Source organism: Streptomyces prunicolor NBRC 13075, assembly GCF_000367365.1.
Classification (GTDB): Bacteria; Actinomycetota; Actinomycetes; order Streptomycetales; family Streptomycetaceae; genus Streptomyces; species Streptomyces prunicolor.
In genome coordinates this window covers 15,446-32,849 of the sequence record NZ_BARF01000139.1, presented here as the reverse complement: position 1 = coordinate 32,849, position 17,404 = coordinate 15,446, and the positions used below count along the sequence as shown (strand labels likewise).

The 17,404-nt window shown below is 67.4% G+C and carries 12 protein-coding genes; 5 read left to right on the top strand and 7 right to left on the bottom strand.

What is annotated here, in order from left to right:
- Positions 1 to 136: 136 nt before the first annotated feature.
- The 5 genes from eccCa (at position 137) to SPR02S_RS50950 (ending at position 9,283) form a co-directional block, all read left to right on the top strand.
- Positions 137 to 4,102, top strand: a complete 3,966-nt coding sequence (gene eccCa / locus SPR02S_RS50970) for a type VII secretion protein EccCa (RefSeq protein WP_019064783.1) — start codon at positions 137 to 139, stop codon at positions 4,100 to 4,102.
- Positions 4,103 to 4,555: 453 nt separating this feature from the next.
- A complete protein-coding gene (locus SPR02S_RS50965) occupies positions 4,556 to 5,044 on the top strand; it encodes a hypothetical protein (protein WP_019064782.1) in 489 nt (162 codons plus the stop codon).
- Positions 5,016 to 7,193, top strand: coding sequence for a hypothetical protein (locus SPR02S_RS50960; protein WP_019064781.1), 2,178 nt, complete (start codon positions 5,016 to 5,018; stop codon positions 7,191 to 7,193). Before SPR02S_RS50965 ends, SPR02S_RS50960 begins: the two co-directional genes overlap by 29 nt.
- Positions 7,186 to 7,851 carry a hypothetical protein gene (locus SPR02S_RS63705; protein WP_158698015.1) on the top strand — a complete coding sequence of 222 codons (666 nt, stop codon included), beginning with the start codon at positions 7,186 to 7,188 and terminating at the stop codon, positions 7,849 to 7,851. The genes SPR02S_RS50960 and SPR02S_RS63705 overlap by 8 nt, the downstream gene beginning before the upstream one ends.
- Before the next feature lie 991 nt (positions 7,852 to 8,842).
- The gene (locus tag SPR02S_RS50950; RefSeq protein WP_019064780.1) at positions 8,843 to 9,283 is read left to right on the top strand and encodes a hypothetical protein; all 441 of its coding nucleotides are present in this window, start codon (positions 8,843 to 8,845) and stop codon (positions 9,281 to 9,283) included.
- A gap of 446 nt (positions 9,284 to 9,729) precedes the next feature.
- On the opposite strand, the gene SPR02S_RS50945 is transcribed toward SPR02S_RS50950, so the two are convergent.
- From SPR02S_RS50945 to eccB, 7 genes are all read right to left on the bottom strand, one after another.
- Positions 9,730 to 10,035 carry a WXG100 family type VII secretion target gene (locus SPR02S_RS50945; protein ID WP_019064779.1) on the bottom strand — a complete coding sequence of 102 codons (306 nt, stop codon included), beginning with the start codon at positions 10,033 to 10,035 and terminating at the stop codon, positions 9,730 to 9,732.
- A 64-nt stretch (positions 10,036 to 10,099) separates the two neighbouring features.
- Positions 10,100 to 10,438, bottom strand: coding sequence for a WXG100 family type VII secretion target (locus SPR02S_RS50940; protein WP_019064778.1), 339 nt, complete (start codon positions 10,436 to 10,438; stop codon positions 10,100 to 10,102).
- A 96-nt stretch (positions 10,439 to 10,534) separates the two neighbouring features.
- On the bottom strand, positions 10,535 to 11,797 hold the full coding sequence (locus SPR02S_RS50935) for a S8 family serine peptidase (protein WP_078623262.1): 1,263 nt from the start codon (positions 11,795 to 11,797) through the stop codon (positions 10,535 to 10,537).
- A gap of 24 nt (positions 11,798 to 11,821) precedes the next feature.
- Positions 11,822 to 13,510, bottom strand: a complete 1,689-nt coding sequence (locus tag SPR02S_RS63700; RefSeq protein WP_019064776.1) for a WXG100 family type VII secretion target — start codon at positions 13,508 to 13,510, stop codon at positions 11,822 to 11,824.
- A complete protein-coding gene (locus SPR02S_RS50925; RefSeq protein ID WP_026151653.1) occupies positions 13,510 to 13,971 on the bottom strand; it encodes a DUF2563 family protein in 462 nt (153 codons plus the stop codon). The genes SPR02S_RS63700 and SPR02S_RS50925 overlap by 1 nt, the downstream gene beginning before the upstream one ends.
- A gap of 457 nt (positions 13,972 to 14,428) precedes the next feature.
- Positions 14,429 to 15,703, bottom strand: coding sequence for a type VII secretion-associated serine protease mycosin (gene mycP / locus SPR02S_RS50920; RefSeq protein WP_019064774.1), 1,275 nt, complete (start codon positions 15,701 to 15,703; stop codon positions 14,429 to 14,431).
- A gap of 12 nt (positions 15,704 to 15,715) precedes the next feature.
- Positions 15,716 to 17,236 (bottom strand): type VII secretion protein EccB, encoded by a 1,521-nt coding sequence (eccB, locus tag SPR02S_RS50915; protein ID WP_019064773.1) that lies wholly within the window; start codon positions 17,234 to 17,236, stop codon positions 15,716 to 15,718.
- Between the last annotated feature and the right edge of the window lie 168 nt (positions 17,237 to 17,404).

Sequence of the window (17,404 nt, the reverse complement as noted above, 5' to 3'; positions counted from 1 at the left end):
GTGCTCACGCGAACATCCGGCACCCTACCGCTCACCCGTCCCGCGCGAAGTCAGTAGGATCGCGCGGCGGCCTGCGTCCGCCTGACACGGGGTGGCGGACGGTAGTCCCGGGGCCGCGCAAGGGAATTGGTGAGCAGTGAGCCACATCGTCGTCAAGCGCCCGCCGCGCGCGCTGCCGTCCGAGGTGCCCACGGACGAGATCGTCCTGCAACCTCCGCCGGAGTTGCCTCGGGGGCATCAGGAGAGCGTCCTGATGCAGTTGCTGCCGACGCTCGGCATGGGCGGCTCGGTGGTGTTCTTCTTCACGAACGGACAGCCGTTCATGAAGATCATGGGCATGGTGATGATCGTCTCGACGGTGGCCATGTCCATCGCCATGGTGGTCCGCTTCCGCCGCGGCAACCAGGGTCAGCTCGCGGATCTGCGCACCGACTATCTCCGCTACCTGGCGCAGACCCGGCGGACCGCCCTGGACACCGCGCGGGCGCAGCGCGACGCGCAGTACTACCTCCACCCCTCCCCCGAGCAGCTCTGGGCGCTGGTCGCCGAGGGCAGCCGGGTGTGGGAACGGCGGCCGGGCGACGAGGACTTCGGCCAGGTGCGCATCGGCCTCGGCCGGCAGGCGCTCGCCACCGCGCTCATCGCCCCCGAGACCGGCGGGGTCGACCAACTGGAGCCGCTGACGGCGGGCGCGATGCAGCGCTTCCTGTCCGTCCACGGCACCCTGGACGACCTGCCGATGGCGGTCTCCCTGCGCGCCTTCTCCTACCTCACCATCAGCGGCGAGGCGCAGTCCGTACGGTCCTCCGCCCGGGCCCTGGCCGGTTCGCTGGCGGCGCTGCACTCGCCCGAGGACCTGATGATCGTGGTCGCGGCGGCCAGGGAGTCCCTGCCGCACTGGGAGTGGGCCAAGTGGCTGCCGCACGCGCAGGCGCCCGGTGCCACGGACGGCGCGGGCACCCGCCGGCTGATCGACAGCGACATCCGCGAGCTGGAGAACCTGATCTCCGCCCGGCTGACCGGCCGTCCGCGCTTCCACCCCGACGCGACAGCGCTGCCGGACGAGCCGCACATCGTCATCGTCCTCGACGGGGTCTCCCTGCCCCCCGACTCGGTCCTGGCCAACCCCGAGGGCCTGCAGGGCGTGACGCTCGTCGACGTCGTCCCCGGCGAACCGGCCGCGGTCCGCGGCGAGCTCTCCATCGTCGTACAGCCGACGTCGCTGCATCTGGAGTCCGGACACGGAGACGTCTACGAGGGGACGCCCGACGCCCTCTCGTACGAGTCCGCCGAGGCGCTCGCAAGGCAGTTGGCGCCGCTGCGGATGGCGTCCGGCGGGGACGACGACCAACCGCTGCTCGCCAACCTGGAGTTCACCGATCTGCTGAACCTCGGTGACGCGGCCTCCGTCGACACCAAGCGCACCTGGCGGACGCGTTCGCTGGCCGAGCGGCTGCGGGTGCCGATCGGGCTCGGGGAGGACGGGCGGCCCGTGATGCTCGACCTCAAGGAGGCCGCGCAGGAGGGCATGGGCCCGCACGGACTGTGCGTGGGCGCCACCGGCTCCGGCAAGTCCGAGCTGCTGCGCACCCTGGTCCTCGGCCTCGCGGTCACCCACTCCTCGGAGACGCTGAACTTCGTCCTCGCGGACTTCAAGGGCGGCGCCACCTTCGCCGGCATGGCGCAGATGCCGCACGTGGCGGCCGTGATCACCAACCTCGCGGACGATCTGACGCTGGTCGACCGCATGGGCGACTCCATCCGCGGCGAGCTCAACCGCCGCCAGGAACTCCTGCGCGACTCGGGCAACTACGCCAACATCCACGACTACGAGAAGGCGCGCGCCGCGGGCGCCCCGCTCCAGCCGATCCCCTCCCTGGTGCTGGTGATCGACGAGTTCAGCGAACTCCTCACCGCCAAGCCGGACTTCATCGAGATGTTCGTGCAGATCGGCCGGATCGGCCGCTCGCTCGGCGTGCATCTGCTGCTGGCCTCGCAGCGCCTGGAGGAGGGCCGGCTGCGCGGCCTGGAGACCTATCTGTCGTACCGCGTCGGTCTGCGCACCTTCTCGGCGGCCGAGTCGCGGGCCGCGCTGGGCGTGCCGGACGCCTACGAACTCCCGAACGTCCCCGGGTCCGGCTTCCTGAAGTACGGCACGGACGAGATGGTGCGGTTCAAGGCCGCCTATGTGTCCGGTACTTACCGCTCGGGCACCTCGCAGGCGTCGCTCGGTGCCGGTCAACTGCCGGTCGACCGGCGGCCGGTGCTGTTCACGGCGGCCGAAGTGCCGGTGCAGTACACGGCGGTGCCGCAGCAGCGCACCGAGTCCCCGGACATCGACGACGCGCTCGCCGACACGGTGCTCGACGTCATCGTGCGCCGCCTTGAGGCGCAGGGTCCGGCGGCCCACCAGGTGTGGCTGCCGCCGCTGGACAGCCCGCCCTCGCTGGACGGACTCCTGCCCGGCCTCACGGCGGTGCAGGGCCGCGGACTCACCCAGCCCGGCTACGAGGGCGCGGGCCGGCTGGTGGTCCCGGTCGGCCTGGTCGACAAGCCGTACGAGCAGCGCCGCGACCACCTGTGGATCGACTTCTCCGGCGCGGCCGGCCATATGCAGATCGTCGGCGGCCCGCAGTCCGGCAAGTCCACCCTCCTGCGCTCCCTGATCTGCGCCTTCGCCCTGACCCACACCCCGTACGAAGTCCAGTTCTACGGCCTCGACTTCGGCGGCGGCGGTCTGTCCTCGGTGGCCGGCCTGCCGCACGTGGGCGGCGTCGGCTCCCGCCTGGACCCCGAGAAGGTCCGGCGCACGGTCTCCGAGGTGTACGGCGTGATGACGCGCCGCGAGGAGTACTTCCGCTCGGCGGGCATCCCGTCGATCGCGGAGTTCCGCTCCCGCCGGGCGCGCGGCCAGATCTCGGTCACGGACCAGCCCTGGGGTGACGTCTTCCTCGTCATCGACGGTTGGGGCAACTTCCGCGCGGATTACGAGGGGTTGGAGGCCGCGGTCCTGGACATCGCCGCGCGCGGCCTCGGCTTCGGCATCCACCTGGTGCTCACCGCGTCCCGGTCGATGGAGGTCCGCGCCAACCTCAAGGACCACCTGATGAACCGCCTCGAACTGCGGCTCGGCGACACCATGGACTCCGAGATCGACCGCAAGGTGGCGGTGAACGTCCCGACCGGTGTCCCCGGACGCGGTGTGTCGCCGCAGCGGCTGCACTTCATGGCGGCGGTGCCGCGCATCGACGGCCTCGTCTCGGACACCGACCTGGCCGACGCCACCCAGGCGCTGGCGACCGAGGTGTCCCGGCACTGGGAGGCGCCGGGTGCGCCCGAAGTACGGCTGCTGCCACGCGAGTTGGCCGCCGCGCAACTGCCGCCGGGCGACCGGTTCCCGCAGCGCGGTGTCACGTTCGCCATCGACGAGAACAATCTGGAGCCGGTCTTCGTCGACTTCGAGCAGGACCCGTTCTTCCTCGTGTTCGGCGAGAGCGAGTCGGGCAAGTCGAACCTGCTGCGGCTGCTGATCAAGCAGTTGTCGGAGCGGTACACCGGCGACGAGGCGAAGCTCTTCGTCATCGACAACCGGCGCTCCCTGCTGGACGCGACGCCGGCCTCGCACCTCGCCGAGTACATCCCCATGTCCAACGCCATGGACCACCACATGGTCGCCCTGGCGGACCTGATGCAGCGCCGTACCCCGACGGCCGACGTAACGGCCCGGCAACTCCGCGAGCGGAGCTGGTGGCAGGGCCCGACGGTGTACGTGGTCGTGGACGACTACGACCTCGTCTCCACGTCCAGCGGCAACCCCCTGGGCAACCTCACGGAGATGCTGCCGTTCGCCCGTGACGTCGGCGTCCGCTTCATCATCGCCCGCTCCACGGCAGGCGCCGGACGCGCCGCGTACGAGCCGTTCATGCAGCGCATGCAGGAACTTGGCGCCCAGGGCGTCGTCCTGGCGGGCGACCCCGGCGAGGGCGACGTCCTGGGCGGGGTGCGGCCGCGGCCGATGCCTGCGGGGCGCGGGGTGTTCGTGTCGCGGAAGCGGGGGAAGCCGTTGGTGCAGACGGGGTTGATGCCGGAAGGGGAGTACTGAGGGGGCGCCGGGGCTGGAACGCTGCCGTAGGCCTCGGCGGGGCGTGAGGCGTGGGCGCGGTGTACCTGGGTGGTGGCTGCGGGGCGGTTCTCCTGACGGCTTTGTGCGCGGTTGACCGTGAGTTTCGAAGGCCCAGGCTCCAGCGGTGCCGCGCAGTGAGGCATCGCTGGTCGTGGCCACACACCGCTCCCGCGCCGGTCGCGCCACCGGACACGCCCTGACGCTTGAGCTCCGGGTCCGCTCAGCGCATCGGCTCCTCAGGCCCCCGCAGTGACTCAGAAGGCGGCCTGTGGAGGGGATGCGGAGGCTGGTCGTTTCCCTTTTGGAATCGGTCAAGTGAAGCTGATCCATTGGTAAATTGAGAGATCGGTTCCGCCAAGTCGAAGCACGCGAGGTAGCTCGCCGGCCTTCGTCGGGACGAGGGCCGAGCAGACCGACGGGGAGGGGCCGCGCATGGCGTGGGACGAGTGGGAGCAGCTGAAGTCCGAGGCGGCTCAGAAGCAGTCGGCGCACATGCAACTCAACCAGCTCGCGCCTTCGGGAGGCGGTGGGGGCGGGGGTAAGAGCGCATGGGGCGACCTCACCGTCAGCCAGAAGGATCTTGCCGCGATCGGCTCGGCGGCACAGGACTTGTTCGACGACTTCGGGCAGTACAGCGACTACGCCCGTGTCGCCTCCACGGCGGCCGCCGGCGGACTCAAGGACGAAGGCTTCGCACTCGGCGGGGCTCTCGATCATGTCGCGGAGCGCTGGGTCGACCAGGTGCAGTCCCTGCTGGACGCCTGCGCGCACATCTCGAACCACCTGCGGTTCACCAAGAACCAGCACGCGGCCGACGAAAGCTTCATCGCGGGCACTCTCAGCAGCATCTCCCTGCTGGACATCGGCTTCGACCACACAGGACGGGCCGCTGATGGACCTCGACGCTCTCCGCTTCGGTAACTTCTCGAAGCTCGGCGAGGCGATCACCGACTGGGAACAGATGACGACAAAGCTCGCGACCCTCAAGGAGGACGCGGAGCGCAACCTCAAGGGCAGGGCGGACAAAGCCAACTGGTCCGGCGTCAACGCCACTGTCACCCGCGAGTTCGTCGACAAGACGGCCACCGAGTTCGCCGACGCCCATACCCAGGCCGACTCCATCACGAAGATCCTCGCCGATACCCGGGGCGAACTCATCGGTTTCCGTGCCCAGTTGAACGACGCGATCACCCGGGCCTCGCAGCAGAACCTCAGCGTGATCGACACCGGCGCCGGCACGTTCACCGTCGCCGGGAACACCCGGCCCGACTGGGCGTCCGACCCCAGCGGAAAAACCGGCGTGACGGATCCGGGAACGGTGAACGGCTTCCGCGACGAGATCCAAGGCATCCTGACCAAGGCGACACAGAGCGACCAGAGCGCCGCAAAGGTTCTGAGGCTTCTTGTCGACGAGGCCAAGTACGGCTTCGCCGACGCCTCCTACACGGACCGGGACGAGGCGGCAAAGGCCGTCGCGGCTGCGGAGAAACTGGCGAAGATGGCCAAGGACCCGGCCGACATGAGCCTCGACGACATCGCGGTCTTCAACCGCACGATGGAGAAGTACCACGACGATCCCCTCTTCGCCGAGCAGTTCGCGACCCGTCTGGGGGCCAAGGGGACGCTCCAGTTCTGGACCGAGATGACCTCCGTCCACGCTGGTGCCAGGGGCTCGGAGCTCACGGCCATGAAGGACCTACAGGCGAACATGAGCCTGACCCTGGCCACGGCATCCTTCTCCGACTCGGACGCCATGCGGGACTGGAAGAAGGACCTCATCGCCGAGCGCAACACGAACTTCCGCGCCACCGACTCGCCCAACCCCGTCGGCGCCCTGGGCTCTCAGGTCATCAGCAGCCTCATGCGTAAGGGCGAGTACGACACCGAGTTCCTCGGCGACTACCGGGAACAGCTGTTCAAGGCGGACAAGGCAGCAGGGGACGCCGGCACCCATGACCTGTGGGTCAAGGGGTACGACGCCGTGGATCTCGTCTTCGGCGACGGGAACGGCAGAGACCCACTGGAGGGGCTGTTCGACGGCCTCTCCCACAATCCCGAGGCGGCGGAACACGCCTTCGAGTCCAAGTCGGATCTGGAGCACATGCTCGGCACCACCGGCTACACAGACCGAGGTGAGTCCCTCGGCCGCGCCCTGGAAGCCGCCGTCACGGGAGTTGCCGACGGTGACACCACCACCAAGGCACCGGGGCACAGCGTGGCTCAAGTACACATCATGGCGAACATCATGAAGGCGGTGGCGCAGCCTGGCGGGGGCGCGGGGCTCGTGGGCTACGGCTTGGGTGACAGTTTCGGCAACATGGCGGCTTCCTACATGCCTGAGATTAGTCAAGCATTGAACGGCCCGCAATCCGGTAGCGTCTTCCTTACGAACAGCGAAAGCCCGAATGGATTCAAAGAAATGGTCCCTGACGTCGCGAGATTCATTTCCGAAGTGTCCGCAGACCCCGCCGGGCGGGCTGGCATTGTCTTCGGAGAAAGCCTCTATACCACCGCCCTCACGGAATCACATTTGTCGGACCCATCTCTCTTCGATGGACCGCAACAGCAACTCCTTGGGGATATCGGCAGGAACGCGGGCATCATCCAAGGTCTCGTCGCACATTCCGTGGCGGACGGCGAGGTTGAAGCCGCTGTCGCGAGCGAGAGCGAATATAACAGCGCAATGAAGGAAAAGGGGGATTATGCCAAAACCTGGATCCAAGTCGGCATGACCTTTCTCAAGGTTCCTGCAGAGCTCGGAGGAGACGTAATGGGAAGTGTGGTCGGAGGAGGGCTAGCCACCATCGCTGGGGCGGCCGTTGACCATATCCAGGGACCGCAGGCAACCGGCGCTGGCGATCAAGCCTTGTACCACTCTGCACACGACTTCTACCAAACGCGGAACTCAGTGAACGAACAAACCGTATGGTCAGTCGAGGAAGCCATGCGTCGGAATCATGTGGATCTCCCGAAGGATGGGATAGACGACACCGTCGGACGATCCGTCGAGGATGGTTTCGACAATGCCAGCGAGCTCCTCTCTCGCTCCAAGGAGCGCCCGAATGGGTAAGTTGAGTTGGAGTCGAGAAAAAGTCGCTAGTCGAAAAAGCGTGAAAGTGGTTCTTTTCAGTCTGACAATTCTCTGCACTGCGGGCATCTCCGGGTTCGCATATGTTCACTTCTTCACCAAGGGGCTGGAAAACCTACCGTCCAGGGTTTGTGACGGCACCGTTGAACGGGACCTGGTCATCCAGGTGTTGCCACCGGCACGATCAGCCGACCAATGGACTGACCGTCAAAATTCGAGGGCGGACCTCACTTATTACTGTCACGTTACCACCACCAACAACTCGTCCCTCTTGAGTGAAACCCGGGTCCGCCCCATCTCCAAGGCGGACTGGCTCAAGAGCTATTCGAAAAACGGCGGAACCAACAAGATCATCCACACCACAGCAGATGACATAGAGGCATTGACACAACTCAACAGTGATTATGTGGAGGTATACGCACCTTGCTCACCTCCCTCAATCCCTTCCTATAACGCGTCTGAAGACTATGCGGTCCTCACCAGGCTGTGGGTGGACGGAGACACCAAAGCAACCGGCACGCCATTGGGACAGGCCTTGACCGACATCGCCTATCAAGTCACCAAACATGTACACAAACTGGCCGAATGCCAAGGCGCCCACGATTTTCCCCAGGAACTGCCCCGCTACGGAGACCGTTGATGGATGGCGACGAGATGCGGTCCCGCTTCGACGGCCGGGGCCGCGTCGAGTTCCGGCTCGATGCGTCAGCACTGCCTCGGGCCAAGGACATCGCCCACGCACTCGGGTACCGGCTGCTTTCGAGCGGGAGAATCTCCCGATGGGTTCACGTGCTCGTTTTCCAGCGCGACGACGACCCGCGGGCACGCCGCCGAGCCGAACAGACCATCGAGCGGCTGCGGGCGGGCGGCCCGGTCCTGCCAGACGGGGAACTGCCTGCACCCCCGCCTCCACCTCCGGCACCGCCCCTCACGCCCCGACAGCCTGAGCCCCGCCCCCGCCGATCGCTGGAACCCCAGCCCCCTCCACCTGTAGGCCCGCCTGCTGTAGGCCTGCTTGGCCCCCGGGTCCCTTCCCGGCCGCCGTACCCGCCACTGCCTCCACCACCGCCTTCCGCCACACCGGAATCCCTGGAAGATTCCAGTCCTGAGAGGCGGTCGTGACGCTATGAGGTTTGTGGTGCGGTTCGCGGCGCTTGGCCGGATCGTTGATCCAGACGGTCTGGCGTAACGCGGGTGGTCGGGGGCGCCGACCTACGCGTTCGGGATGGTGGGCTCATGCCTCGGCGAGAGTGGTGGCCCGCATGTACTTGGCGGTCTTGAACTGGGCCTCGCTGCAGGAGTTGAGGAAGCCCGGCAAGGCCGACGACAGTACCGATCCCGATCCCGATCGAGTCCGATTTGCCCGAAGGCTGGCGAGCTGCGCCTCCTAATGAAGTCGGCGCGCTTGGCGCACCGTTCGTCGCAGTCCGCCTACCGTCGTCGGACGCTGGCCTCGCAGCGAACATCACGATCGACGGGGAATACTGGCCCGACATGGCGACGCTCCCCGAGGTCACCGACGAGTCCGTGGCACCTACGGGTCGGGCGGTGACGTCCGTCACGGTGACCGCCCGCCGCGAAACCGGCTCCGTGGATGCTCCGCTCTTCACACAGGAGTCCCGGGCGAGGAGTTGCGGGCGGCTCTGCTCGGTCTCAATCAGTCCGACGTTCCGTACGTCATCCGTTGCGGTGACCGGGAGCAATGCGACCTGGTGGCGGAGTGGCGGCTCACGGAGCCCGCCTGGCAGCAGGATTTCGTCCGGTCCCACATCACTCACGCCGTGCGGATCCGGATGCGACTCGTCAACGAGGACCACGAATTGCGCGCACTTGAGGAACAGTGGGAGGTCAGCCGGGTGAGGAGTCCGACGAGGCTCCAGGTGCCGTCGGAGTACGTGCGCGGGCCGAGTCGAACAGGCAGCCGCGAGTGGACCTTCGGTCGTGGGCAGAACGGTGGCCTCGAAGCGACGGAGACCTTCCGTTTCGACAGCGCGGAACTGCGTTCTCCCCTACAGGACACCGTCCTGAAGTCGGGCTGGACCTGGCGGGGAGTGATCTTCGGCAAGCTGTGAGTGCGGCGCTCACCCTTCTTCCGTCACCCCACGGCGGCCGGTGGTCATCGAAGTATGCAGGTCCCGGCGGTGTGACGATCAGCAAGAGGGCACTGCGTACCCGAAGCGGCTCCGGTTGACGGGCCGGCCTCGCCAAATCGCCCGGTCTGTCTAGAACTTCGATGTACCTTCGTCCCGCCACCGTCTGCACCACTGCACCACCGAGCCGCTCACCACCCAACACGCCGCGCGCCACTCGCCCCACGCCCCACGCCATTGCGATGTGCCCGAGCCTCAACCACGACAAGGCCCCTGACAGTAGGACAGGTCATCCGTGCGCCGCCCCCACCAGGTGGGACTTCGAAGCCGCCTTCGGTTCACCGTGTGGAAGAGCTGCCCGAAACGCAAACACCGGGGTGGGCACCTCCCGTGCGTGCCCACCCCGGTGTTGCTGTTGTCAGCCTGTCCTACTCGAAGAAGCTGGCCGCCTTCTTGTCGCCGCCGCGGTAGTCGCCGCCGGCCTGGTGCACCTTCTGCGTGATGGACAGCAGCGCCTGGTGGATGGCAGTGGTGTGGCCGTCCCACTCCCTCGACTTCCGGTTGAAGGACTCGTAGGCGTCACCGGCCCAGCCCTCGGCCGCGTCGTGGACGCCCTTCTTCAGCGCCGTGAGGTCGCTCTCCAACTGCTTGGCCAGGTTGCCGAGTTCAGTGGCGAGCGCGTCCAGGGTGCCGTACTTGACGGCGAGATCCTGCATGTGCGGCGTGCCGGTCATGTTTCCTCATCTCCTTGACGATGTGAGAGGGACCTCGCGGTCCGGGGTGCGACGCTCGGGGCGGTCAGTAGAGGTTGAGCGCCGAGGTCTTCGCACCAGCGTCCACTTCGATGCTGGAGATCGTGGAGTGGAGTTCGTCCTCGAGCTTGTCCTTGTCCTGCTTGGTGAGGTGAATTCCGTTCAGGAAGTCGTCGAGCATGCGGCCGATCCCGACCATGTGGTCGTTGATCTCGTGCTGCTTGGTCTTGAAGGCGTTGGCACCGTGGCCCGTCCAGTTCGCCTCGATCATGTCGATGCAGCCCTGGAGCTTCTGCAGGTGCTTCTTGACGTTGTCGTACCTGTCGATGACGTTCGTCTGGAGCTTTTGTACATGTGCGTCATCAAGCTTGCGGCCGTCAGCCATCTCGGCACTCCCTTTCGCGAGAGAGGTTGGTGTTTCTGGGACGCAACACCGAGTGGTGAAGCGCTGGTTGGTCGGGTGAGCCCGGTGTACGAGCTCTCATGCGCCTCGCCGCGAGCGAACCACCGCGAAGGCTCCACCGCCGAGCACGACTACGGCCGCTGCGGCGCCGAGTGCGACCCACGGGGTGGTGTTGCCGGACGAGTCGGAGGTCGATGCTGCGGCGGAAGTCTGGCCGCCTGAGGTGGGGGTGGGGGTTTTGGACGAGGTCGATGCGGAGGCGGAGGGCGAAGCGCCCGTGACGCCGGTTCCGTTCTCGAAGCTGAGCGGGTCCGTGCCGGGGGCACCCGGGTTGATGCTGCTGTTCTCCAACACCTTGCGGGGGCGGATCAGGCCGTAGCCAAGGTAGTTACTCGGCTTGTTCTTCGGCCAGTCGCGGCCTGCGGTGTCGATGAGGGTGGCCAGGACCTGGTTGGCCGTCCAGGTGGGATGCGCGGACCAGATGAGGGCGGCGGAGGCGGAGGTGAGGGCGGTCGCTGCGCTGGTACCACCGCTGTCGCAGTACGACTTGAATGTCGCGTCGCACCACACCGGAACGTTGCGACCCGGGGCCGCCAGATCGACGTAGTTGCCGTGCTCCGAGAAGTCGGCCACCTTGCCGTCCTTGTCGGCTGCGGCTACGCCGACGACGTACGGGTCTGCGGCAGGGTAGCCAATGAAGTTCTTGGTCTCAGCGTCGTTTCCAGTAGCAGCGAACATCAACTTGCCCTTGGATTCGGCGTACTTAACGGCTTTGGCCTCGTCCGGGTTCATGATGTCGCCGCCGAACGACATGCTGATGATCTTGGCATCGCTGTCTGCGGCAGCCTTGATCGCATCGGCGATCGAAGGTGTCTTCTTTACGTCGGTCTTGTTCTTCACGCCCTTGGTCAGCACCCGGTAAGGCACGACCTTCGCACCGGGAGCCAGGCCCTGCAGACCACCTCCGGCGCCGGTGCCGGCAATCATCTCCGCCATGGTGGTCCCGTGGCTCAGATAGTCGTTGGTGGCGTTGTACGAGACAGCCTGATGCACCCCGTCCACGAGTACCTGGCCCTTGAGGGATGAAGTGTCCGGGTTTACCCCAGTGTCCAGCACAGCAACCTTGACGCCTTTGCCTGTGCTTACCTTCCACATCCCCTTCGCGTCCATAATGTCCAAGTACCACTGCTTCGACTGAACATCGGCGGCAACCGCGCTCGGAGCCAGCCCCGAAGACACAATGGCGAAAGCACCGACTGCGGCACACACGGCCGACACTCGTCTTCCGGCACGTCCTTGGAGGAACGCGGTCAATCCGCCACGCGGGCTGGTCCCTGTCATGCTTCTGTTGATCCTCGCTCGTGGTCAGTCGGTCACGGGCGGCGTGTTGCGCCGCTGCGCATCTTGCTCGCGCTCGCCCTCACGGTCTTCTCGGTTCCTACTGTGTCGACTTCCCGCCGACCCCCTCGGAACCCCCGGTGCACCTCCGGTGCCTCCGGCGCCCCTGACAGTGGAAGGCCGGCTTTGGGGAGTGCCGACCACCCCGTCGGGGTTGCCCACGGCGGGCCGACCGGACTGCCCCGGGCGCGCGCCCGGGGCGGATTTCGGCGCCCCGATGACCCCGCGCTGACCGATCTTGCCCGTAGGTGTACGGGAGTTGGAGTTGCCCTCGGCACCGACGACCGTGCCGCGAGGCACCCTGGGTCCGTTCGCTCCCGGGGCAGCGCCTGTGGTGGGCTTTCCTCCGACCACACCGTTGCCACGTGCCGCCCCTGTGGAAGTCGGGCCGCCGGCCCGGCCGCCCACCGGCCCGCCGACGGGGCGAGGCGTTCCGCCGGATACTGCCCGGCCGAGGGGTGATCTGCCTGCTGCTGTTTCACCACTCCGGATGCCCGACTGTCCTGTTGCGGCGGCACGCCCCATCGGGCCTGTGTTGCCACGCCCGCCTGTCGTACCACCGGGACTGACCGCACGTCCCTGCGCCGAAATCGGGGATCTGCTCCCGGTTGCTCCGCCGAATCCCGAGGTACGTCCCGTCGAGGTGCCGAAAGCAGGAGGAACCGCACCCGAGACCAAGGGCGGAATCATCCCGCTATTGCCTCCGCCCGAAGCGGGCATTGTCGGAGGCAGGTTGGTCGCCGGCTTCGTGATCTCCTGGGACGGCAGGGTGCCCACACCGTCGATCTTCGTACCGACGTTCACGTCTGGATGGACACGCGAGTCATCCGGGTGCCTGACCGTCTGCGTGGTGTCGACCGAACTCGGATGGTGGGTCACCACGCTCGAAGCGTGGTGACGAGTCGCCGCTGGCTCCTGAACGCCACCAAGGCTCTGGTCATCTCGCTTCTCAATGGGTAGATACGGATCCGAGATCGACGGCTTCGGCCTAGGCACCCCCACATCCGGCATAGCCTGCAAAAACGTAGGCGGCTCCTGTGCCGCCAACACCCCCTCCGACACCGTGTAGAAGGACGACAACCGATTCATCTGGTTGATCGCCTCCTGTCGGTCCTTCTCGACCTTGACCGCCTCGGTGTACTCCCCGTTGCCCGAGACGCGCGCGGGCAGCGGAATGTCGCTGGGCGTCTGGCTGGTGTTGAAGCGGGTGTCGCGTGGCGGCATGGCGATGCGGACGGAGGCGAGGCCCGTGGCCGCGGCCGAGATCTGGGTGCCTGCTACTTCCGCGAAGGACGCGAGGTTGACGGCGTAGGTGACGAGGTCGCTGCCCCAGTCGCGGAAGGCCTGACCGGAGTCGCCCTCCCAGTCGACGTTGTCGATGTGGCCGCGGAGTTCCTCGGCCGCGTCGCTGATGGCGTCGCGGGCCTCCCAGAGCGCCGTGCCCGCGTTCTCCAGGTGCTCCGGACTCGCGGTCTGGACCATGTCGATCATGTCGTTGAGGCGGTGGTTCTCGAAGTCGGTCGTGCCGAAGCACCGGACGTTGCCGCCGCCGAAGATGTTCGAAATGGTGCTGGCGGCATCGATGACGCCGACCTGCTGGGCCACCTGCGTCAGTTCCGCCTGGTGCGGATTCGGCTGCTTCTGCTCGTCACCCATCAGTACCCGGCCTTGGACTGCTTGTCGTCGGAACGCCCCTGCTCGGGCTTGCCGTTCTTCGCCGCCTCCGCGGCCTGCTGCTCCTGCAGCGCCTCGGCGTGCTCACGACTGAGCTGTGTCTGGATCTCCCAGAATCGGCGCCGCTGGTCCTCGTCCACGTTGTGGAAGTTGTTGTGCGCGGCGCTCACGGCGATCTGGAGCGCCTCGATCTGGAGGCCCAGGTTCTTGGAGAGCGCGGTGAGACGCTCGTGGACCCGCTCGTACTGTGCGTGCAGGCCCTTGGCCTCGCCGAAACTTCCGGCACCGCCGAAGGAAGCCTGGGTGAGCTCGTGCGCCCCGACCTTGTGCGCGCTACCCGGTGAGCTCTCGAAGTTCGAAAGCACCCCGTCCACACGCTTCTTGAACGTTCCGAGCGCTTCCAGGCTTGCCCTGAAGCCCCCTCCACCGTCAACAGGAGGCATGATGCCTTCCCCTCCCCGTTTTCGTCGCCCGCCCCTGAGCGACTGCACTCCTGAGCGTTCCTCTCCGCAACGCAATCACTCTAGTCGCTTCCTGTGACAGTCCCAACTGCCTTATACGACAGCTGTGCTATCACTCGACCAAGCTTCACCGCTCCTTCACGCCACGCTCTCGCGCCCACCTGGGCGGCTGCCGCCCTCTGACGCTACGTGACCTGCGGACCGGCGGCCTGAGTACGGCTACTCAGTCGTCGTACCCGCACACATGTGAGTGACCAACATGGCGGGTGGAGGGGTGACGCGGAGCCGTCGTTGCTGCGTGACCATTGCGAATGGCATCCTCCGTTTGCGTCAACTTCCGCCGTCTGCCTGCTCCTTCGCAGGTCGTGCCCTCTTGACAGGCGGACGGAGCCGACAGACGGAGCCCACGGGCGGCGCACCCCTCGGGGCTCGCCGGGCGTCAGTCCAGCCCCGCGACCCGCCGCGCCCGCTTGCGCGCGTCCCGGGTCGCCACCGCCGTGCCGCCCAGTCCCGCCACCAGTACCGCCGCGCCCAGGGCGACGTAGGTCGCGAGGCGGGCGTCGTGTTCGTCGGGGGTCTCGCCGAGTTGGAGTTTCGCGGGGGACGGGGCCTGGGCCTTGGTGAGGCCGTCCTGGGGGTTGGGGGACTCGATCGGGTGGTCGTCCTCCGTGAGCGCGCGGGCCGGGTCCACGACGCCCCAGCCGACGAGGCGGTCGTGGCCGGCGATGGTGCGCTCGGCGGTCTGCTCGATCTGGGCTACGACCTCGCGGGCGGTCCAGTCCGGGTGCTTCGCCTTGATCAGCGCGGCGACACCGGAGACGTAGGGCGCCGAGAAGCTCGTACCGTTGTCGGAGCAGTGACCGCCCTTGGGGACGGTGGAGATCATGTCGACGCCGGGTGCCGCTACGCCGACGAAGTCGCCCGACTGGGAGAAGGACGCGCGTTCGTTGTTGCGGTCGGAGGCCGCTACGGCGAGGACGCCGGGGAAGGACGCCGGGTACGTCTTCTTGACGTTGCCGCCCTGGCCGCCGTTGCCCGCCGACGCCACGACCACGATCTTCTTCGACAGTGCCGTGTCGATCGCCGACTCCAGGGAGGGGTCGGGCTTCACCGCGTTCGACGTGTCCTGGGAAATGTTGATGACGTCGGCGTTGGCCTGGATCGCGTAGTTGACCGCGGCCGTGAGCGTGTCCACCGTGCCGTGGCCGTCCGCGTCGTTCTGCTCGATCGGGATGATGGTCGCCTCGGGGGCCAGACCCACGAAACCAGTGCCGCTGATCGGGCGGGCGGCGATGATGCCGGCGACCTTGGTGCCGTGTCCCACGGTGTCGGTCGTGCCGTTCTCGCTGCCCCGCGCGATCTTGTCGCCGTTGCTGTCCTTGAGGTTCTTGGGCAGGAGGTTACGGCCGCTCTTCACGTCCACCGCGTGGGTGAGCTGGGGGTTCTTCACGTCCACGCCGGTGTCGATGACCGCCACCCGTACGCCCTTGCCCTTGGACTGGCTCCACAGCTCGTCGAGGAGGACGCGTTGCAGGGCCCAAGGGCGGCCCGGGTACTTCTTGTTGGGGAACGTGCACTGGTCCGAGAAGCCGTCGTCCGCCGCCGCGGGAGGCGCGAGCACGACGGTGGACACGGCCAGGGTCGCGGCTACGGCGGCCAGCGCCGCCGTAGCGCGGAGAGGGCGGAGGGGACGGCGGGAAATCGTGTATGGCATGCCCAACTCCCCCTACGAACCCTGCGGTTGACGTGCCGCCGCCGTCGACAGACGGGGACCCGTGGGCAGGAACTCGGACCAGGAGGCGGGGACCGGCGCCGGGTCGACGTCGGCGTAGCCGAGCCGGATCTGGGCCTGCTCGGCCTCCTGCTGCTCCTGTTGGCGTTCCTTGGCCGTCGTACCGATGCCCGCGTCGTTCGTGGCGCTGTCGGCGTTGGACTGCAGGACGTAACGCAGCCCCGTGTCGGTGACCAGGAAGACGGGGCCCGCCTTGGTCTCCTCGCCCTGGAACTGGCGGAAGAGCTGCCCGGAGCCGGGCGTTACGTAGGCGCTGGTGGAGTCGGTGGGGAGCGGGGCCGGGAAGTCGGTGCCCGCCCAGGTCGTCAGGGTGGTGACGCCCTTGCCGTCCACCTTCTGTAGGACATTGCAGATCGTGCTGCGGCTGCCGGACGCGTCCGAGGCCTCGTTGACGGCCGTGGGTTCCTTGGTGGGCCAGCGGTGTTCGGCGCCGAAGGTCCCCTCCGGGGTGATCGCGCCCGGGCTCACCGCGGTGGCGTGACCGGCTTGGCCGAGCGGGGCCAGATCCTTGCTGGACAGCAGGAGTTGGGCGACGAAGGCGGAGACCTGCGCGACCTTGCCGGGAAGCACTACGTAGTAGTGCTCCCCGCTGGCGTCGGACGCCTTGAGCACCATGCCCGCCCTGTTGGCCGACGCGTCCAGCTCGCCCGGGGCGCCGGCGGCCGTACCGGGTGTGGAGCCGATGGACGGGAAGGTGATCGGGTCGCCCTGGTGCAGGGTGGCCAGCCACTCCTGGGAGACGCGCTCGGGGTCGCGGCCGGTGCCGACGACCGCGCGCAGCAGCAGCTCGTCGCTCTTGTCCACGCGGTACGCCGTGCCGCTCGCGTCCACCACGTAGCGGTTCTTGTCCGGGTCCACCACGTAGAGCAGCTCTCCGCCCCGCAGCCGCTGCTTGCCCTCGGTCTTCTTCATGTCGCGCTCGGCGAGGACCAGCGCCGCCTTCTGGATGGAACCGCCGCCCGCGCTCGGGCGCTCGCACACCGCCCAGCGCTTCTCGGCGCCCGCCTCGCTCGCCGAGGGCAGCCGGTCGGGGGCGTACGGGATGCCGACGGTGACGCCGTGCGGGATCTTGCCGCCGTCGAGGACCGACTCGTCGACGGTGACGACCTCGCCCTGCCCGGCGTTGAGGAGCAGCTTCGCGGACGCCATGTTGAGGACGGGGTGCAGCTGGGCCTTGCCGTCGGTCGTCAGGACGACGTAGCGGGTGGTCGACTTGCTGGCGATGATCACCTTCGACTTGGGGGTGGCCCAGCCTTGGGGCGCCGTCGGTTTGAACATGCCCCAGGCGCCGAAGACCGCCATGACGACCACGCCCACGATGACGCCGGGCACCACTCCGCGCAGCGGTCGCGGTGCCCCCTCCTCCGAACCGTCCGGGGACGACTGCACGAAGGACGCCAGCATGCGGCGCTTCGCGAAGGTGTAGGCGTTGAGCTGGTCCCGCCGAGATGCCATCTGTGTCTGTCTCTCCCCGTGTTCAGCCTGGGCAGCGCTCGGGAGTTCGACGTCCCCCGCCCATCGATGTCAGACCAGGCACCTACTATGCCTGGTATCCGCGGGGACGTGTGGAGCGGGTAGGGTACCTGGACCTTCAGGGGCCCTATGTGGTGCTGAAACAGCAGT